Raw genomic sequence first — 16,091 nt, 5'->3', positions numbered from 1 at the left:
GGCAGGGCGGGGCGGCCGGGCGGGGGGCTGCCTGCTCCAGCACGAGGTGGGCGTTGCTGCCGCCCATGCCGAAGGAGGACACGCCGGCCCGCAGCGGGCGGCCGGGGCCGGCCGGGGCCCACGGGGTGTGCTGCGACTGCACGCGCAGGTTGAGGCGTTCGAGGTCGATGGCGGGGTTCGGCTCCCGGTACCCCGGAGTGGGGACGAGCTGTCCGCGGTCGAGGCAGAGCACGGTCTTGAGCAGCCCGGCGATGCCCGCGGCGCCTTCCAGGTGGCCGATGTTCGTCTTGACCGAGCCGACGGCAAGTGCTGAGGTCCGGTTCGCCGCGGTGCCGAGCACCGCGCCGAGTGCGGAGGCCTCCACGGGGTCGCCGACTCTGGTGCCGGTGCCGTGCAGTTCGACGTAGCCGACGCGGCCGGGGTCGACGCCGGCCCGGTGGTAGGCGGAGCGCAGCACCGCCTGCTGGGCGTCGGCGTCGGGGACGGTGAGGCCGCCGCCGGAGCCGTCGCCGTCGCTGTTGGTGGCGCCGCCGCGGATCACGGCGTAGACGTGGTCGCCGTCCGCCAGGGCCCGGGACAGCGGCTTCAGCACCACGAGGCCGGCGCCCTCGCCGCGGACGTACCCGTTGGCGCGGGCGTCGAAGGTGTGGCAGGCACCGTCGGGGCTGAGGGCTCCGAACTGGGCGGCCGCACGGGTGCTTTCGGGGCTGAGGTTGAGGTGCACGCCTCCGGCGAGTGCCAGTTCGCAGGTGCCGAGCCGCAGGCTGTCGCACGCCTGCTGGACGGCGACGAGGGAGGAGGACTGCGCGCTGTCCACCGTCATGCTGGGGCCGTTGACGCCGAGGGCGTACGACAGCCGGTTGGCTATCAGGGCGCGGTTGAGTCCGGTGAGCGTGTGGTGTCCGACGGTGTCGGGGCCCTGCCGCCCGACGACGTCGGCGTAGTCGCAGACGTCGGCGCCGATGAACACGGCGGTGGACCGGGGCGCGGCGTCGGCGGGAATGCCCGCGTCCTCCATCGCCTCCCAGCCCAGTTCGAGGCAGAGGCGGGCCTGCGGGTCCATGGCGTCGGCCTCGCGCGGCGAGATGCCGAAGAAGGCCGCGTCGAACTCGGCGGGGGCGCTGAGGTATCCGCCGCGGTGGGGGGCGAAGCCCCCGCCCGGCATGGCGAAACCGTCGTGGGGCGCCCCGGTGCGCCGGTCCTCGGGAGTGTCGACGACGGCGCTGTCCCCACGGGTGAGCAGGGTCCAGAAGGCGGCCGGGCTGTCGGCACCGGGCAGCCGGCACGCGAGGCCGACGACGGCCACGGGCTCGTGCTCCGGAGCGGTGGTCCGGGCGTCGCTGGGCACCGGCTCGTTCATCGATGGCACTCCAAACACCATGGGAAGAGCGTGGGGGCAGCCCTCACATTCGCACGTGGCACGGTGCGCCCGGCGGCCCGGCGAAGTGCTCTAGGGGAATTCCTAAGCACGTCGGGAGGCGCTTTCGCCCCGGGGAATCGGCACGGCAGGGAGGGGGCGGCGGGTGGGGTGCGTGCGGTCTCCGTAGCGAGTGCGGGAGGTCGGCGCAAGGGGTCGAAGACTAGGTGAATGCCCGAGATGCGGCGTGCACGCTGAAAGGGCGGCAGTCGCTGCCGGGATCTCTCGGTGCGCGTGCTCGTGCGGCCGGACGGTGTTCGGTCGGTGTGCCGCAGCCGTGCTCCCGCGACCAGAAGAGGGCGGATCGATGACCGCGACAACCGTGCTGACGCCGTCGCGTGCCCAGGAGCGGCGTACCAGGTCGAGGCTGGCCGCGTCGGCGGCGGCCGTCGACGGCGTCGCCGTCGGGAACGCGGACTTCGCCGCGTGGCTCGCGGGCCGGCGGCGAGCACAGGTCCAGCGCGTGGACCGGGTGTCCTTCGCGGAGTTGGACGGCTGGGACTTCGACGAGGCCACCGGTGATCTGCGGCACGCCAGCGGCAGGTTCTTCTCCGTGCACGGTCTGCGTGTGCGGTCGGACTTCGGTCCGGTGGCCGAGTGGGAGCAGCCGATCATCTCCCAGCCCGAGGTGGGCATCCTGGGGATCGCGCTGCGTGACTTCGACGGGATCCCGCACGTGCTCATGCAGGCCAAGTCGGAGCCGGGCAACGTGAACGGCGTGCAGCTCTCGCCGACGGTGCAGGCGACGAAGAGCAACTACACCGGTGTGCACGGGGGTTCGGCGGTCCCGTATCTGGACTGCTTCCGCCGCCCGGCACCCGGTGCGGTGGTGGCGGACGTGCTGCAGTCGGAGCAGGGGTCGTGGTTCCTGCACAAGCGGAACCGGAACATGATCGTCGAGGTGGGTCCGGAGGTCGAGGCCGCGGAGGACTTCGTGTGGCTGACGCTCGGGCAGGTGAACACGCTGCTCGGGCAGGACGACCTGGTGAACATGGACGCGCGGACGGTGCTGTCGTGCCTGCCGGACTGGCGGCTCGGGGCCGCGGACCAGGAGGAGGCGCTGCTCACGGACGCCGAGTTGCGGAGCTGGATCACGCGGCGCCGCGCCGAGCACGAGCTGTCCGTCACGCCGATCGGCCTGGGCGCCACGACGGGCTGGCACTGCGGTGAGCGTGAGGTGTCCCACGAGCGCGGTCAGCACTTCAGTGTGGTGGCGGTGGACGTCTCCTCCGGCCGGCGTGAGGTGTCGGCGTGGTCGCAGCCGCTGCTGGAACCGCACGGGACGGGCCTGGCCGCGCTGTTCGTACGCCGGGTGGACGGCGTACCGCACGTGCTGCTGCGGGCCCGGGTCGAGCCGGGCTTCGCGCTGCTGGTGGAGCTGGGCCCCACGGTGCAGTGCACCCCCGGCAACTACACGCATCTGCCGCCGGAGGCGCAGCCGCCGTATCTGACCGACGTGTTGGAGCGGCGTGCGGCCGTCCGCTACGACGTGCTGCTTTCGGAGGAGGGTGGCCGCTTCCTGCACGCCCGGAGCCGCTACATGATCATCGAAGTGGAGGACGACGTGACGGTGGTCTCGGACGAGTTCCGTTGGGTGTCGCTGCGCCAGGTCGACGAGTTGCTCCGCTACAGCCATCATCTGAACGTGCAGGCCAGGACGCTGGTCGCGGCGCTGAGGTCGCTGTGACGGGGGGCGTGGACCGGCCCCTGCGGCTGGGCGCGCTGGGCACGTCGTCCATCGCGTGGCGGCGGGTGCTCCCGACGGCGGTGCGCACGCCCGAGGTGGAGCTGGTCGCCGTGGCCGGGCGGAGCACCGAGAAGGCGGCGCACTTCGCCGACCGGTTCGGCTGCGCGGTCGCCGAGAGCCCGGAGGCACTGCTGGCCAGGCCGGACGTGGAGGCGGTGTACGTCTCCACCCCGACCGCGCTGCACCGCACGTGGGCCGAGCGGGCGCTCCGGGCGGGCAAGCACGTCCTGGTGGAGAAGCCGATCGGGACCGACGCAGCCGAGGCGCGGGCGCTGTGCGCGCTGGCCGGCGAGCGGGGGCTGGTGCTGCGGGAGAACTTCATGTTCCTGCACCACCCCCAGCACGACCACGTGCGGGAGCTGGTGCGGCGGGGCCGGCTGGGCCCGCTCGCGTCGTTCCGCGCCGCCTTCTGCATTCCCCCGCTGCCGGCCGACGACATCCGGTACCGGGCCGAACTGGGCGGCGGAGCGCTGCTCGACGTCGGTGTGTACCCGCTGCGCGCGGCGGCGCACCTGCTCGGGCCGGGGCTGCGAGTGGCCGGTGCGACGCTGCGTACCCGGGGCGGCGACGGGCTGGACCTGTCCGGTCAGGTGCTGCTGGTGTCACCGCGGGGTGTGCTGGCCGAGCTGGCCTTCGGCTTCGAGCACGCGTACGCCTCTACGTACACGTTGTGGGGCGAGCGGGCCCGGCTCACCGTGCCGCGTGCGTTCACGCCGCCGCCCGCCCATCAGCCACTGCTGGTGTTGGAGGAGCAGGACCACGAGGAGCACTTCCACCTGCCCGCGTTCGACCAACTGCAGCGGTGCCTGCGCGAGTTCGCCGAAGTCGTCCGCAGCGGCGGCGCCGCCGCGGACACGGTGCGCCGCGAAGCGGCGGTGGAGGCGATGGAACTTGTCGACGCCGTGCGGGAAACGGCGGTGCGTGTGATGGTTCCGGCTGCCGACGAGGACGCCGACGGAACAGAATCTATAAAAACGCCTTGAACTGATCATGCTAATTTCATCTTCATGACGGCCAAGGCAGCCCGGGCGAACACCCGGACTTTTACACAGAACGCTCGGAGAGCTCAAATAGTACAGGCGTCCATCGAAACGCTCGCCGCACTGGGCTATGCGAAGACCTCGTTCACCAGGATTTCGCAGCACGCGAAACTGAGCAGTACGGGGATGATCTCCTACCACTTCTCCGGAAAACCGGAGCTGTTCGCCGAAGTGGCCGACATCATCCTCACGGCAGCCGAGCAGGACACGGGTGCCCGTCTCAGCGACGCACAGACCCACCGCGGGAAGCTGCGTGCCTACATCGCCTCCCATGTGGAGTTCACCGCACGCTATCCCGAGCACACCAAGGCGCTGACGGAGATCGTCACCATGGTGCGCGAGGGGCAGATCGAGGGCCTGGGGGACATCGAACACAGCGTCCTGTCCGTGGAGCGCCTGGTCTCGCTGCTCGAAGAAGGGCAGCAGGCGGGCGAGTTCGGCACGTTCGACGCCCTCACCATGGCCCTCACCATCCGGGGCGCGATCGACAACGTCCTGCGGCACCACCAGCGGCAGCCGGACATCGACCTCGACCGGTGCACGCGTGAACTCACGGACGCCTTCGACCGGTGCACCCGGCCGGACTAGTCCTGCCGAGGCGCCCCACCCAGGCCGCCGCTGTCCGACGGCCCGGCGGCCGTACCCCCCGGAGACGGCTCCATGAATCCCCCCACACCACGTTCCGCTCCGCCACCGTCCCCCACCACCGGGGTCGGGAGCCGGGAGACCGCACCGGCGGGGCCACCGCCGGAACGGCGGGCCTTCGTCATCACCGTCGTGTGCGACATCGTGCTCCCGGTGGGCCTGTACTACCTCCTGCGTGCGGCCGGGACGAGCGAGATACCGGCCCTGCTGCTGAGCGGTGCGGCACCCGCGCTGCACGCGCTGTACTCGGCCGTGCGCCACCGCCGGCTGGACGCCATCGGGGTGTTCGCCGTCAGCCTGCTGGCCGTGAGCGCCGCCGCCTCGCTGCTGACCGCGGACCCGCGCATCGCCCTCGCCCGCAACGGCCTCTTCACCGCGCTTGTCGGGTTGTGGCTGCTGGTCACCCTGTTCACCTCGCGCCCGTTCACCTACCAGGCCCTGCGCGCCCTCCTGCCCGGCCGCAAGCCGCTGCTGGAACGCCTGTGGACCACCGATCCGGGCTTCCGCCGCGTGTGGCGCGCGCTGACCGTCCTGTGGGGCGTGGGCCTGCTGTGCGACGCCGTGCTGCGGGTCGTGATGGCCTACACCCTGCCCGTCGACAGCGTCCCCGCTCTCGACGGCATCCTGTACGCGGTGTCCTGGATCGGCCTCCAGGTCATCACGCAGATCGCGCTGTTCCGCACGGGCACACTGGCCAAGATCTTCGGGGACCGCCACGGACGAAGGTCCGGCTCCGGCCCCGGACCGGCCTCCGAAGCCGCCGAGCCCGCCGACCCCGCCCATGCCGCCGGTCCTGCCACCGATCCCGATCCCTCTGCCACTGCCACTGCCACTGCCACTGACGAGCAGGACGCGACGTCCGAACGGCCCCGGCAGGGGTGACGCGGCTTCCTCCGGTGACGGAGGCGTGTCCCCCCTGCCGAGGCGCGGCGCCCCGCCAGCAGGGCTGCCGGCGAAGTGGCGCCGCCGGTTCGAGAACGGTCTCCCCGCGTTCGAAGGTGAAGCGCCTGAAGCGGCGTGCTACGCGCCTCGGAAATTGACCGCGCCGAGGCGCTGGTCACCCGCGGCCGCGGTCGGGTGCCGGCTGGAGAATCGCGACCGGCCTCCGTGATTCCCGGGCTGTTCCCTTTCCCACCGGACGACGGTCAACGGGGTGGGTCCGCGTCGTCACGGAGAACACGCGAAGACCCCGCTCGGTCCGCGCAGCAGCACGGTACTCGCGGGGCCTTCCTGATATCCGTCGTGACGTCCCCGGTGATATCCGCGAGAAACGCGTTTCCGCTCCTCGGGAACGGCCTGCGGTGCCTCGGAGAAGTCGGCTGACGGGACCGCGGCACTACTTGGCGAGGAAGGCCAGGAGCGCGTCGTTCACTTCCTCCGCGTGGGTCCACAGCAGACCGTGGGGGGCGCCCTCGATCTCGACGTAGTCCGCCTGCGGCAGGGCCTCGCGGAACGGGTGGCCGGTGGCCTCGATGGGCAGGATGCGGTCGGCGGTGCCGTGCAGGATCAACGCCGGGACGTCGATCCTGGGCAGGTCGGCGCGGAAGTCGGTGGTCCAGGTGGGTACGCAGGCAGCCGACGCGTGCGGGGAGGCGCCCGCGGCGGTGTTCCAACTCGCCCGCACCACCTCCTCGCTGATGCGGGAGCCCAGGTTCTCGTCGAGGTTGTAGAACGCTTCGTAGAACTCGGTGAAGTAGGCGTACCGGTCCTTGGTGACGGCCTCGAGAATGCCGGAGAAGACGCTGCCGTCGACGCCGGTCGGGTTGTCGTCCGTCTTGAGCAGGTACGGCTCCAGCGATGCGAGGAAGGCGGCCTTGGCGACGCGGCGTGAGCCGTGGGTGCCGAGGTAGCGGCCCACCTCACCGGTGCCCATGGAGAAGCCGACGAGCACGGCGTCGTTGAGGTCGAGGGTTTCGAGCAGGGTGTGCAGGTCGCCCGCGAAGGTGTCGTAGTCGTAGCCGACGGTGGGCCGGCTGGAGCGTCCGAAGCCGCGCCGGTCGTAGGTGATGACGCGGTACCCGGCCGTCAGCAGGGCCGCGGTCTGCTTCTCCCAGGAGTCGCCGTCCAGCGGGTAGCCGTGGATGAGGACGACGGGCTGACCGCTTCCGTGGTCCTCGTAGTGGATCTCGATGTCGGCGCTGTTCTCCTGGCCGACGGTGACACGGGGCATGGCGTTCTCCTTCTGGACGGAGGGGCTGAGTGAGACGGGAGGACGGAGCGGCGGGCCGCTGCCTTCCGGTGCCGGCTGCGTTCCCCGGCGACGGACCAAACACTAGCCCACGATTGAGTTGTGCACAATCTTTCTGGGCAACTCAACCGCCCCCCACTCAATCGGGTGTCACTACAGTGGGGGGATGAACACCCACCCCGGCACCCCGGTCGAGGATGACGGTCCGCCCGTGCTCGACGACCAGTTGTGTTTCGCCCTGTACGCGGCCTCGCGGGCGGTGACGGCGCTGTACCGGCCGTTGCTGAGCGAGCTGGACCTCACGTATCCGCAGTACCTGGTGCTGCTGGTGCTGTGGCAGCGCGACGGCCTCACCGTCAAGGAACTGGGCGCGGACCTCCAGCTCGACTACGGCACCCTGTCGCCGCTGCTCAAGCGCCTGGAGACGAACGGGCTGCTGCGCAGGGAGCGCAGCAGCGACGACGAGCGGACGGTCCACGTCAGCCTTACCGAGGACGGGTCCGCACTGCGCGATCGGGCCCGCTCAGTCCCCGACACCATCGGTGACGCCATGGGACTAGAGCCGGAGGAGTTGCAGCACACGCGCGCCGTCCTGCGCCGGCTGACCGACAACGTGAGCCGGCACCACCACACCCGCTGAGCGGGGCGGCGGCGGCCTCCCGGCCGCCCCGTCCGCGGTTCCGTACGGGCGGCACCGAAGGTCCCGGCAGCCCAGGTCAGGGCAGCGGCGCGGCCCGCGCGGTCGACCAGAGCGCGTACCACTCCTCATGGCTGAGCCGAGGGGCCTCCGTGGCCGCGTCCCGGCAGGCCAGGATGCGTTCCGGGCGGGCGCTGCCGACGACGGGGGCGATGCGCGCGGGGTGGCGCTGGAGCCACCACAGCAGCACCGTCTCCGGCGTGGTGTCCTTCTCCCGGGCGAGCGAGGCGATCAGCCGCGCGGTGGCCTGCTCGGCCGCCGTTTCCTGCCGGCCGGTGAAGCGGCCCTGCGCCAGCGCGCCCCACGCCTGGAGGCGCACGTCATGGGCGCGGCAGTACTCGAACGTACCGAAGGGGAAGCCGTTGGCGGCTGCCGCGGGAGTGTTCACCAGGACACCCGCCTCCAGCCAGTCCCGGGCGTGCAGGCTCATCTCCAACTGGTTGGCCACCAGCGGCTCGTCGAGGCACTCCTGCAGTGCGGCCATCTGCGGCGCGGCCATGTTGGCCCCCCGAAGCCGCGCACCAGACCCTGCCCGCGCAGCCCGGTGAGCGCCTCGGCGATGTCCTGTGGGTCGGCCAGCGGGTCCGGCCGGTGGAGCAGCAGGACGTCGATGACGTCGGTGCGCAGGCGCGTGAGGCTCTCCTCGACCCGGCGGATGACGGTGGCGCCGCGCAGGTCGTAGAGCCCGGCCCGGTCGCCCTGCGGGAGGCGGATGCCGCACTTGGTCTGCAGCGTGATGCGCTCGCGCAGCTTCGGCGCCCTGGCCAGGACCTCACCGAAGACCGCCTCGGCCTTGCCGGAGCGGTAGATGTCGGCGTGGTCGAAGGTGGTGATGCCGCACTCCAGAGCGGCCTCGACGGCCGCTTCCGCCTGGGCGATCTCCGGCGCGCCGTAGGACTCCGTGTTCCAGTCGCCGCCGAGGCCCATGCAGCCGTAGAGCAGCCGGTCGGCGTGTGTCCCTGTTCCCGTTGCCATCCGCACGACCCTACGCCTGCGGCCCCAGGCAGCCGTCACGGCCACGCGTCAGCCTACCGGCGCGTCAGGTCGCCTGACGCCGGTGCTCGTTGACCGGTGGTGGGCGGCGTCCGTCCGGCCCGCGCCCGCTCGGACGGCCGCCAGCTGGAACAAATCCGGCGCGGCGGGGCGTTCTCCCAGTGGTCCTCCGGTTCCCAACAGGTGTGCAGCGACGCCCCCAGCAGCGGGGCGGGCCTCCGGAGGGTCCTGACGTCCCGGCGGGGCACTTGCGGGTACTCGCTGCGCAGACCCGACGGCCCGTCCGCCTGCCCGTCACCCCAACCGTCGGGCAGGCGGGGCCGATGCCCCTGCCGGGACGTCCCCGGCGCCTCCCAGGCGCAGCGCTGGCGGAAACGGGCACAGGCGTCACGGCCCCGCCGATGCGCCCGCGCCCGCTCCCTCACCCCTTCCGGCCGTGGGACGGGGCCGGGAATCACCGGGCGCAGGCAGGGTGCCTGCCATTGCCGTGCAGGTCCTCGAGATACACGTCATCTCCGCGGAAGAAGTCCCTTCCATCCCGCACCGGGTGATTCCCCCATTCTCGCGCAAGGCACCTGGCCAACGCCGAACTCCACTGAATTGGCTGCCAGTTGCCGAGGCGGGAACGCGCGGCACGACACTTCCGCCATCGCCTCCCGGATGTCCGCTCATGACTCGCGGCGATAACGGCGGATGAACACGGCGAGGCCGACTGATCCGGGAGCCGCAAAAGACGGGCAGGAATCCGGCGGCTTCACCGGCTCCGCACGGACGGGCACCGCGCTCTCCCGAGCACGCACCGGCCCGGCTCCTGCCCGTATCGTGCCCGAGGGGCGAACCGGACCCCGGACGGGGCACGGGTCCCCCGGGCGCGGGCCGCACGCGCACCCCAGCCGGCCCCTGCCCTGGTGACGGCTTCCGGGCGGCCGAGCCCACGGGCTGCCCGCTTCCTCACCGCGTGCACCTGCCGCACCGGTGGCGGCCGGAACACGGCCGGTGCAGACGCTACGCAGTCGCCCCGGCCTTTTCCGTCACGCGTTCCGATACCGAACGCGAGCGACGCCGACTTCGCACTGGTGACCGCGTGCATTCGGCGTTGACAAATGCCGGTACGTCCCCTTGCCGCCGGGGCCACCCGTCGTACGCGCCCCGTCGATCCGGTCGATATCCCACAGACTTCTTGTTGAACCGGACATACGACGGCGAGGGGAAGCCCACGCGCCGAAGGCTCGGTGGAGTCAGTGGCGCAGTTCCGCCCGAGTCCCGCGCTTTCACGCTCTCGGCATCCCCGCGGAGAACACCCGGAAGGCCTGCGCATTCCTCACCGGAGCGTCCGGTTTCGGGTTTGCCCGGCGGCTCGGACCCCTCGCTCGTGTCCGCCTCGATGCCCGCGGAACTGGGGAAACGACCAAGCGTCCGCTCTACAGGGGGGCTCTTGACAATCCCTGGCGCGAGTCCCAGGATTCTCCGCATGATCTTCTGGTGGGGCAGCGGTACCGCCTCGTCGCATCCCTGACACAAGCGGCTGCTCGGAAGCTCAATTTTTGCTCAAACAACCCGCCGCCAGACGAAACAACGTGAGCGCTACATGATTCCGCCCTTGGGTCTACCCACCGACTCAAGAGTCCTCTCACCAGGACCGCGCGATCCGCAGTCGGTGAACAGTCGAAGTGTGCCGAATACCGAGCACCGCTTACTCGCGCCCGGAAAGGTCAGCGAGTACTGCAATGCCGTTTTCGGCCACGGGCGGACAATTCCCATCGACCGTCGCTGGGCTGAGGTTCCGTACGGACTTCAACTGTGAGGTAACGCTGCGTCATGTTGCTGAATCGAGAATTCGAGCTGGCGTCATTGGCGTCGGCGCTGCGCGCTGCGGACGACGGCTACGGCTCTCTGACCCTGGTCGCCGGCCCTCTCGGCGTGGGCAAGTCGGCCCTCCTCGACGAGGCCGCCTCGATGGGGCAGGAGCGCGACGCCCTGGTGCTGCGTGCCAGTGCCACCCCCACCGAGCGGGACTACGCCGTCGGCGTGGTGCGGCAACTGTTCGAGCCCGCGTTCCGGCTCGCCCCCACGGAGACGAGGGACCGCTGGCTCTCCGGACCGGCCGAGCCCGCACGCGCCGTTCTCACCGCCCCCTGTGCGGAGGCCGGCGAGCCCGGCAGCCGGGAGCAGGCGGAGGCGGCGATGCACGGCCTGCTCAGCGCCGTGGAGCGGATCAGCCGGGAGCGCCTGCCGCTGCTCCTCCTGGACGACCTGCACTGGACCGACGCGGAGTCGCTGCGCTGGCTGCGGCATCTGGCCCGGCGGGTGTCGCAGATGCGCGTGTTCGTGGTGTGCACGATCCGGGAAGGTGACACCCTCGCCGAGCAGCGACGGGTCAACGAGGTGATCGCCCACGCCTCCCACACGCTCACGCCGGGCAGGCTGGACCTCGACGCGACCCGGGAGCTGGTGCGGCGGCGCCACGGAGAACGCTGCTCCGAGCGGCAGGTCGCCGCCCTGCACGAGGCGTCCAACGGCAATCCGCTGCTGCTGCGTGCGCTGATGGACTCCGAGGGCGACGGCGGGACTGCCGGCGGCCACCTGACGGCCCCGGGCGCCGACGGCTCAGAGGGCCCGGCCGCCGGACGGCCCTCGCTGCTCCACCAGCGTCTGCTGCTCTACTTCGATGCCCAGCCCGCGCACATCCGCCGCCTCGCCCGTGCGCTCGCCGTGCTCGGTGACCACACGCCGCCCGAGGTACTGGGACGGCTGGCCGGGCTCGACCCGGTGGGCCGGAACGAGGCGCTGCGCCTGCTGGCCAAAGCCGACCTGCTGACAGGTCGGGAGCTGCCGGAGTTCACCCACGCGCTGGTGCGCGAGGCGGTCCTGGAGGGCACCCCGCTGCCCGAACGCACCCGGCTGCACGCGCGGGCCGCGGAGCTGCTGTTCCAGGAGGGCCGCCCGGCCGAGGAGGTGGCCGAGCAGTTGATGGCGATCACCGTCTCGTTGGGTCCGTGGGCCACCCGGGTGCTGCGCAGCGCGGCCGGCGACGCCATGCGCCGCGGCGAGCCGCTCCTCGCCGCGCGCTACGTGCGGCGGGCCCTGCTGGACAACTCGGCCCACGGGGCGGAGCGGGGGCGGCTGCTGACGCAGCTGGCCGCGGCCGAACGCAGCTTCGCACCGCTGGCGTCCGTCCGGCACGTCTCGCAGGCCGTCACCCTGCTGGACTCGGCCGGTGAACGGGCCGCGGCGCTGGTGCGGCTCTCGCCCTTCCTGCTGGAGACGACGACCTTCCCGGTCGGGGACCTGCTCCGCCGGTCCGCCCAGGAGTTCGACCGGATGAGTCAACTCAGCACGGAAGAACGCGACTTAACTCTCCGTCTCGAAGCACGCTCCCGGTACGTCTCGGCTGGCGACGCGGCCTCGCTGGCGGACTCCGTCGCCCGGCTGCGGGAGTTGGGACCGCGACCGCCGGTGGGAACGGTCGGGGAGCGCGAGTTGCTGGCCGTGCTGCTCCAGGCGGCCACCGTCGGCGGCGCGGCCACCGCCGCCGAGGTCGCGGCGCTCGCGGGCGAGGTGCTCGACCGGGAACCGGCCACGCCCGGCCATGTGCACACGACTCTGCCGACGCTGGTCACCTCGCTGGTGGCCGCCGATCGGGTCGAGGCGCTCGTTCCGTGGCTGCGGACCGCGTACGGGCTGAGCACGCGGTCCGCCGGCGACGTGGAGCGGGTGGTCATCCGCGCCGAGCAGGCGGTGGCCGCTCTGGCCTGCGGGAGGGTGGCGACTGCCAGGTCCTACGCGTGGGAGTCGTTCGAGCGGGCGGACACCGACTACCGCGAGGTCGCCGAGCCCTCGGCGATCGCACTCGCGTCGGTGGCGATCCGCACCGGCGACGGTGCGCTCACGGAACGCCTTCTCGGCAACCGCTCCCGCGCCCCCGGGGATCCGATGTCGGGTGCACTGCTGTCCATGCTGAAAGGCGGGGCGGCCGTCCGCCAGGGTGATCCGCGCGGGGCACTGGACCATTTCCTGGAGGCGGGTCAGCGTCTGGAGCGCAGCGACTGGGACAACCCGGCGCTGCTGCCCTGGGCTTCGCAGGCGGCCCTGGTGCACGACCGGCTGGTCCAGCACCGGCAGGCCGTCGAGCTGAGCCGCGGCGAGGTCGAGCGGGCGCGGGCCTGGGGAGCGCCTGCGGCGCTGGGTCGGGCGCTCACCGTTCAGGGGCGGGTGACGGCCGGCCCGGCGGGGGTGGCCCAACTGCGTGAGGCAGTGGAGGTGTTGCGCTCCTCGGCCGACCGCTACGCGCTGTGCCAGTCGCTGCTGGCCCTGGGCAGGCGGTTGGAGCCGGCCTCCGCAGAGGCGAGGGCCGCGTTCCGCAGGGCGCATGCGCTCGCCGCGGACTGCGGTGCGCCCCGGTTGTCCGAGACCGCCGCACGCCTGCTGGGTGGTACCTCGGACACCCGTGAGGCCAACGGGCCCCGGCTGACGCCGGCCGAGTTGCACGTCGCACGGCTGGCGGCCTCCGGGCAGACGAACCAGGCCATCGCTGAGGAACTCGGCATCACCTCGCGGGGGGTGGAGAAGCACCTCACCAGCTGTTACCGGAAGTTGTCCATCAGGGGGCGGTCGGCCCTCGAGACAGCACTGCGGGAGGTCGCCCCGTCCGATGCCGCATCGCACAGCACCGTCCTTCCCTGACGTCGGCGTGCCCCGCGGTGCCGGCTCCCGACGGAACGCGCCCGCGCCGTACCGGGTGGCTGCGGCCACCCGGCTCGGCGATTTGTGCCCGCTGTCCGGCGTTGGTGGGTCGGTCGGGCCGCCGCGCCCGCCACAGCTCCGCGTCCGCAGCGGCGGCAGGCCGGCGGAGCACCGGCCGCCCGTCCCCGGGACGGCATTGTGCGGAAGTGCCGTACGGGGCCCGCCACCGCTGGAAGAGAGCGCTCCCATACCGTGGCACGGTGTCGGTGCGGGATCGCTCCGAGCGCTGCTCGTCCGTACTGCTCCCCCACCTGACCGCAGGCGATCCACAAACGAACAGGGAACTGGTCATGACGCTGGTCAACCGTGAGCGGGAAATCGACACCCTGCAGGTCCTCCTCCGGGACGCACTCGCCGGACGGGGAGGCGCCGTCCTCCTCCAGGGTCCGGTCGGTATCGGCAAGAGCGTGCTGCTGCGGCACCTCACGAGCGAGGCCCGTCTCGGCGGCACCCGCGTCCTGGCGGCCCGGTGCGACTCCCTGGAGCGGGACTTCCCCTTCGGCGTGGTGCGGCAGCTCTTCGAACCGGTGCTCGCCTCCCTCGGGCCGGAGGGCCGCGACCGCCTGCTCGCCGGTCTGGCCAGACCTGCGCTGCGGGCTCTCGACTCCTCCGCCCGCCACGACCAGGTGGGCCCCGCCACGGATGACGTGTCCCACGCCGTGCTGCACGGCTTGTACTGGTTCACCTGCCATCTCGCGGAGGAGTCACCGCTCGTCATCGTGGTCGACGACGCGCACTGCGCCGACCTGGCGTCCCTGCGGTTCCTGACGCACCTGGCGCGACGCATGCAGGACCTGCCGGTCCTGCTGGCCGTGTCGGTGCGCACCAACGACGGGACGACCGACGCCGCGCTGCTGGAGGAACTGGCGGCCCATCCCCACGCGCTCGTCCTGCGGCCCCGGCCACTCAGCCTGTCCGGGGTGTCGGAGCTGGTGCGGGAGGCTGTCGGCCGTGACGTGGAGCCGGGCTTCTACGCGGCGTGCCTGGACAGCAGCGGGGGCAACCCCCTGCTGGTGTGCGCGCTGCTGACCATGCTGAAGTCCCAGGGGGCATCCTTCACCGTGCCCGGGCTGGAGCGTGCCATCGCCGACGGTGGCACGCTCTTCGACGGCGCGGTCCTGCAGATCCTGCGGCAACTGCCCGCGCCGACCCTGGCCGCTGCCCGGGCCTTCGCCGTGCTCGGCGAGGGCTGTCCGCCCGAGGTGCACGCCCGCCTCGCCGGGCTGAACGAGGCGGCGCTGGGCTCCGCGGTCCGGACGCTCGCAGGCGTGGGCCTGATGAGCGCGGTGCCGGCGGACAGCCCGTGGTCCTTCAACCACGGGCTGGTCCGGGAGGTGATCCTGGCGGACATGCCGCCGGCCGAGCACCTGGCGGCCCACCGCCAGGCGGCCCGGCTGCTGCTCGACGCCGGGGCGCGCGCCGAGCAGGTGGCAGGGCACCTGACGATGCCGGACCTGCCGGTCACCGAGCCGTTGGCCGTCGGCGTCCTGCGGGAGGCCGCCAGGGAGGCATCGGTGCGCGGCGCACCGGCCGTTGCGGTGGAACTGCTGCGGCACGCGCTGAGGGAGCAGCCGGACACCTCGTCGGGGGCGTGTGTCCTCGCTGAACTGGGCCTGATGGAGGTCGCGGTGGACGTGCACGCCAGTGTGCGGCACCTGCAGTCGGCCCTGGAGCACGTCGACACCCCGCTGAAACGGTTCCGCGTGCTGGCCTCGCTGGCCAGCGGGCTGACGCGGACCGGGCAGGTGCCCCGGGCGGTGCGGCTGCTCGCCGAGCACGGCCCGGCGTTCGAGGAGTCCTCTCCCGACCTCGCCGCGCTGGTGGAGGCCCAGCGTCGCCTGATCGCCTGCGAGGACCTGACGACCTTCCGTCCGCTGCTGGACGAGCCCCGGGGCCCGGCGGGCATGGCAGGCGACACGCCGGGGGAACGGGCCCTGCTGGCGGTCGGCGCCGCGTACGACGTGCTCGTCGGGCAGACGGCTCCGGATGCCGCGCGCACAGCCGAGCGGGTGATCGCCCGCAGCGTCCCCGGCATCGACTCGCCGTACGTCCCGACCACGGCGGCGACGGTGCTGCTCCACGCGGACCGCCCTGAGGACGCCGCCCACGCGTACCGGCACGTCGTCGAGTCCGCCTGGGAGAGCGACAACCGGCTGTCCCTCACCCTGTGCACCATCTGGTGGGCGGAGGCCGCCTACCGGGCGGGGCGTCTGTCGGACGCCGAGCAGGCGTCCCGTGAGGTGCTGGCGGTGGCGCCGGAGGAGCGGTGGGAGCCCGGGCAGGTCCTCTCGGTGGCGACCCGGGTCCACGTCCTGCTGGAGACAGGTGACGTCGCCGGCGCCGACGAGTTGGCCACCCGCACGTTCCCCGAGACGGCACTCGACGGCTGGCACTGGAACGAGTTCCTCAGCGCACGGGGACGTCTCTCCCTCCGGCACAAGGAACCCCGGGAGGCACTGGCCGACCTGCTGGAGTGCGGGCGGCGGCAGCGGCAGTGGCAGCGGCACAACCCGGCCGTGTCGACGTGGTGGTACTGGGCCGCGCGGGCGCACCTCCGGCTCGAGGACCCGCGGGCCGCACGCGCGCTCGCCGAGGAGGCCGCCGACCGGGCCCGTGCCGGG

General features: G+C 72.4%; 11 protein-coding genes. 7 read left to right on the top strand and 4 right to left on the bottom strand.

The genetic code is table 11. The features are described 5' to 3' along the window. Nucleotides 1-1,360, bottom strand: a 1,360-nt coding sequence (locus ACYVE9_RS04990; RefSeq protein ID WP_461026473.1) for a beta-ketoacyl [acyl carrier protein] synthase domain-containing protein, incomplete at its 3' end; no start/stop codon positions are given. A gap of 364 nt (nucleotides 1,361-1,724) precedes the next feature. Here ACYVE9_RS04990 and ACYVE9_RS04985 point away from each other — a divergent pair. The 4 genes from ACYVE9_RS04985 to ACYVE9_RS04970 all read left to right on the top strand — a co-directional run bounded on the left by ACYVE9_RS04985 (nucleotide 1,725) and on the right by ACYVE9_RS04970 (nucleotide 5,731). After that, entirely contained in the window at nucleotides 1,725-3,104 is a 1,380-nt protein-coding gene (locus tag ACYVE9_RS04985; protein ID WP_461026472.1) for an NDP-hexose 2,3-dehydratase family protein, read from the top strand. A gap of 8 nt (nucleotides 3,105-3,112) precedes the next feature. Further along, complete coding sequence (locus ACYVE9_RS04980; protein WP_461026471.1) at nucleotides 3,113-4,147, top strand: Gfo/Idh/MocA family protein; 1,035 nt, start codon at nucleotides 3,113-3,115, stop codon at nucleotides 4,145-4,147. 24 nt (nucleotides 4,148-4,171) lie between these two features. Next, entirely contained in the window at nucleotides 4,172-4,792 is a 621-nt protein-coding gene (locus ACYVE9_RS04975) for a TetR/AcrR family transcriptional regulator (RefSeq protein ID WP_461026470.1), read from the top strand. A 72-nt stretch (nucleotides 4,793-4,864) separates the two neighbouring features. Beyond that, nucleotides 4,865-5,731 (top strand): VC0807 family protein, encoded by an 867-nt coding sequence (locus ACYVE9_RS04970; RefSeq protein WP_461026469.1) that lies wholly within the window; start codon nucleotides 4,865-4,867, stop codon nucleotides 5,729-5,731. A 454-nt stretch (nucleotides 5,732-6,185) separates the two neighbouring features. On the opposite strand, the gene ACYVE9_RS04965 is transcribed toward ACYVE9_RS04970, so the two are convergent. Then, on the bottom strand, nucleotides 6,186-7,019 hold the full coding sequence (locus ACYVE9_RS04965; protein WP_461026468.1) for an alpha/beta fold hydrolase: 834 nt from the start codon (nucleotides 7,017-7,019) through the stop codon (nucleotides 6,186-6,188). A gap of 184 nt (nucleotides 7,020-7,203) precedes the next feature. Between ACYVE9_RS04965 and ACYVE9_RS04960 the strand changes: the two genes are divergently transcribed. Then, nucleotides 7,204-7,677: a MarR family winged helix-turn-helix transcriptional regulator gene (locus ACYVE9_RS04960; RefSeq protein WP_461026467.1), complete on the top strand. Its 474-nt coding sequence runs from the start codon at nucleotides 7,204-7,206 to the stop codon at nucleotides 7,675-7,677. Nucleotides 7,678-7,753: 76 nt separating this feature from the next. Here the strand turns inward: ACYVE9_RS04960 and ACYVE9_RS04955 are convergent, their stop codons facing one another. Together ACYVE9_RS04955 and ACYVE9_RS04950 are read right to left on the bottom strand one after the other, a co-directional pair. Beyond that, the gene (locus ACYVE9_RS04955) at nucleotides 7,754-8,218 is read right to left on the bottom strand and encodes an aldo/keto reductase (RefSeq protein ID WP_461026466.1); all 465 of its coding nucleotides are present in this window, start codon (nucleotides 8,216-8,218) and stop codon (nucleotides 7,754-7,756) included. Beyond that, nucleotides 8,161-8,709: an aldo/keto reductase gene (locus ACYVE9_RS04950; protein WP_461026465.1), complete on the bottom strand. Its 549-nt coding sequence runs from the start codon at nucleotides 8,707-8,709 to the stop codon at nucleotides 8,161-8,163. The genes ACYVE9_RS04955 and ACYVE9_RS04950 overlap by 58 nt, the downstream gene beginning before the upstream one ends. Nucleotides 8,710-10,545: 1,836 nt before the next feature. Between ACYVE9_RS04950 and ACYVE9_RS04945 the strand changes: the two genes are divergently transcribed. Further along, nucleotides 10,546-13,410, top strand: coding sequence for an ATP-binding protein (locus ACYVE9_RS04945; RefSeq protein ID WP_461026464.1), 2,865 nt, complete (start codon nucleotides 10,546-10,548; stop codon nucleotides 13,408-13,410). 260 nt (nucleotides 13,411-13,670) lie between these two features. Next, on the top strand, nucleotides 13,671-16,091 hold a 2,421-nt coding region (locus tag ACYVE9_RS04940; protein ID WP_461026463.1), incomplete at its 3' end, for an ATP-binding protein.

Source organism: Streptomyces sparsus, assembly GCF_054776295.1.
This window is presented reverse-complemented; position numbering and strand designations above follow the sequence as displayed.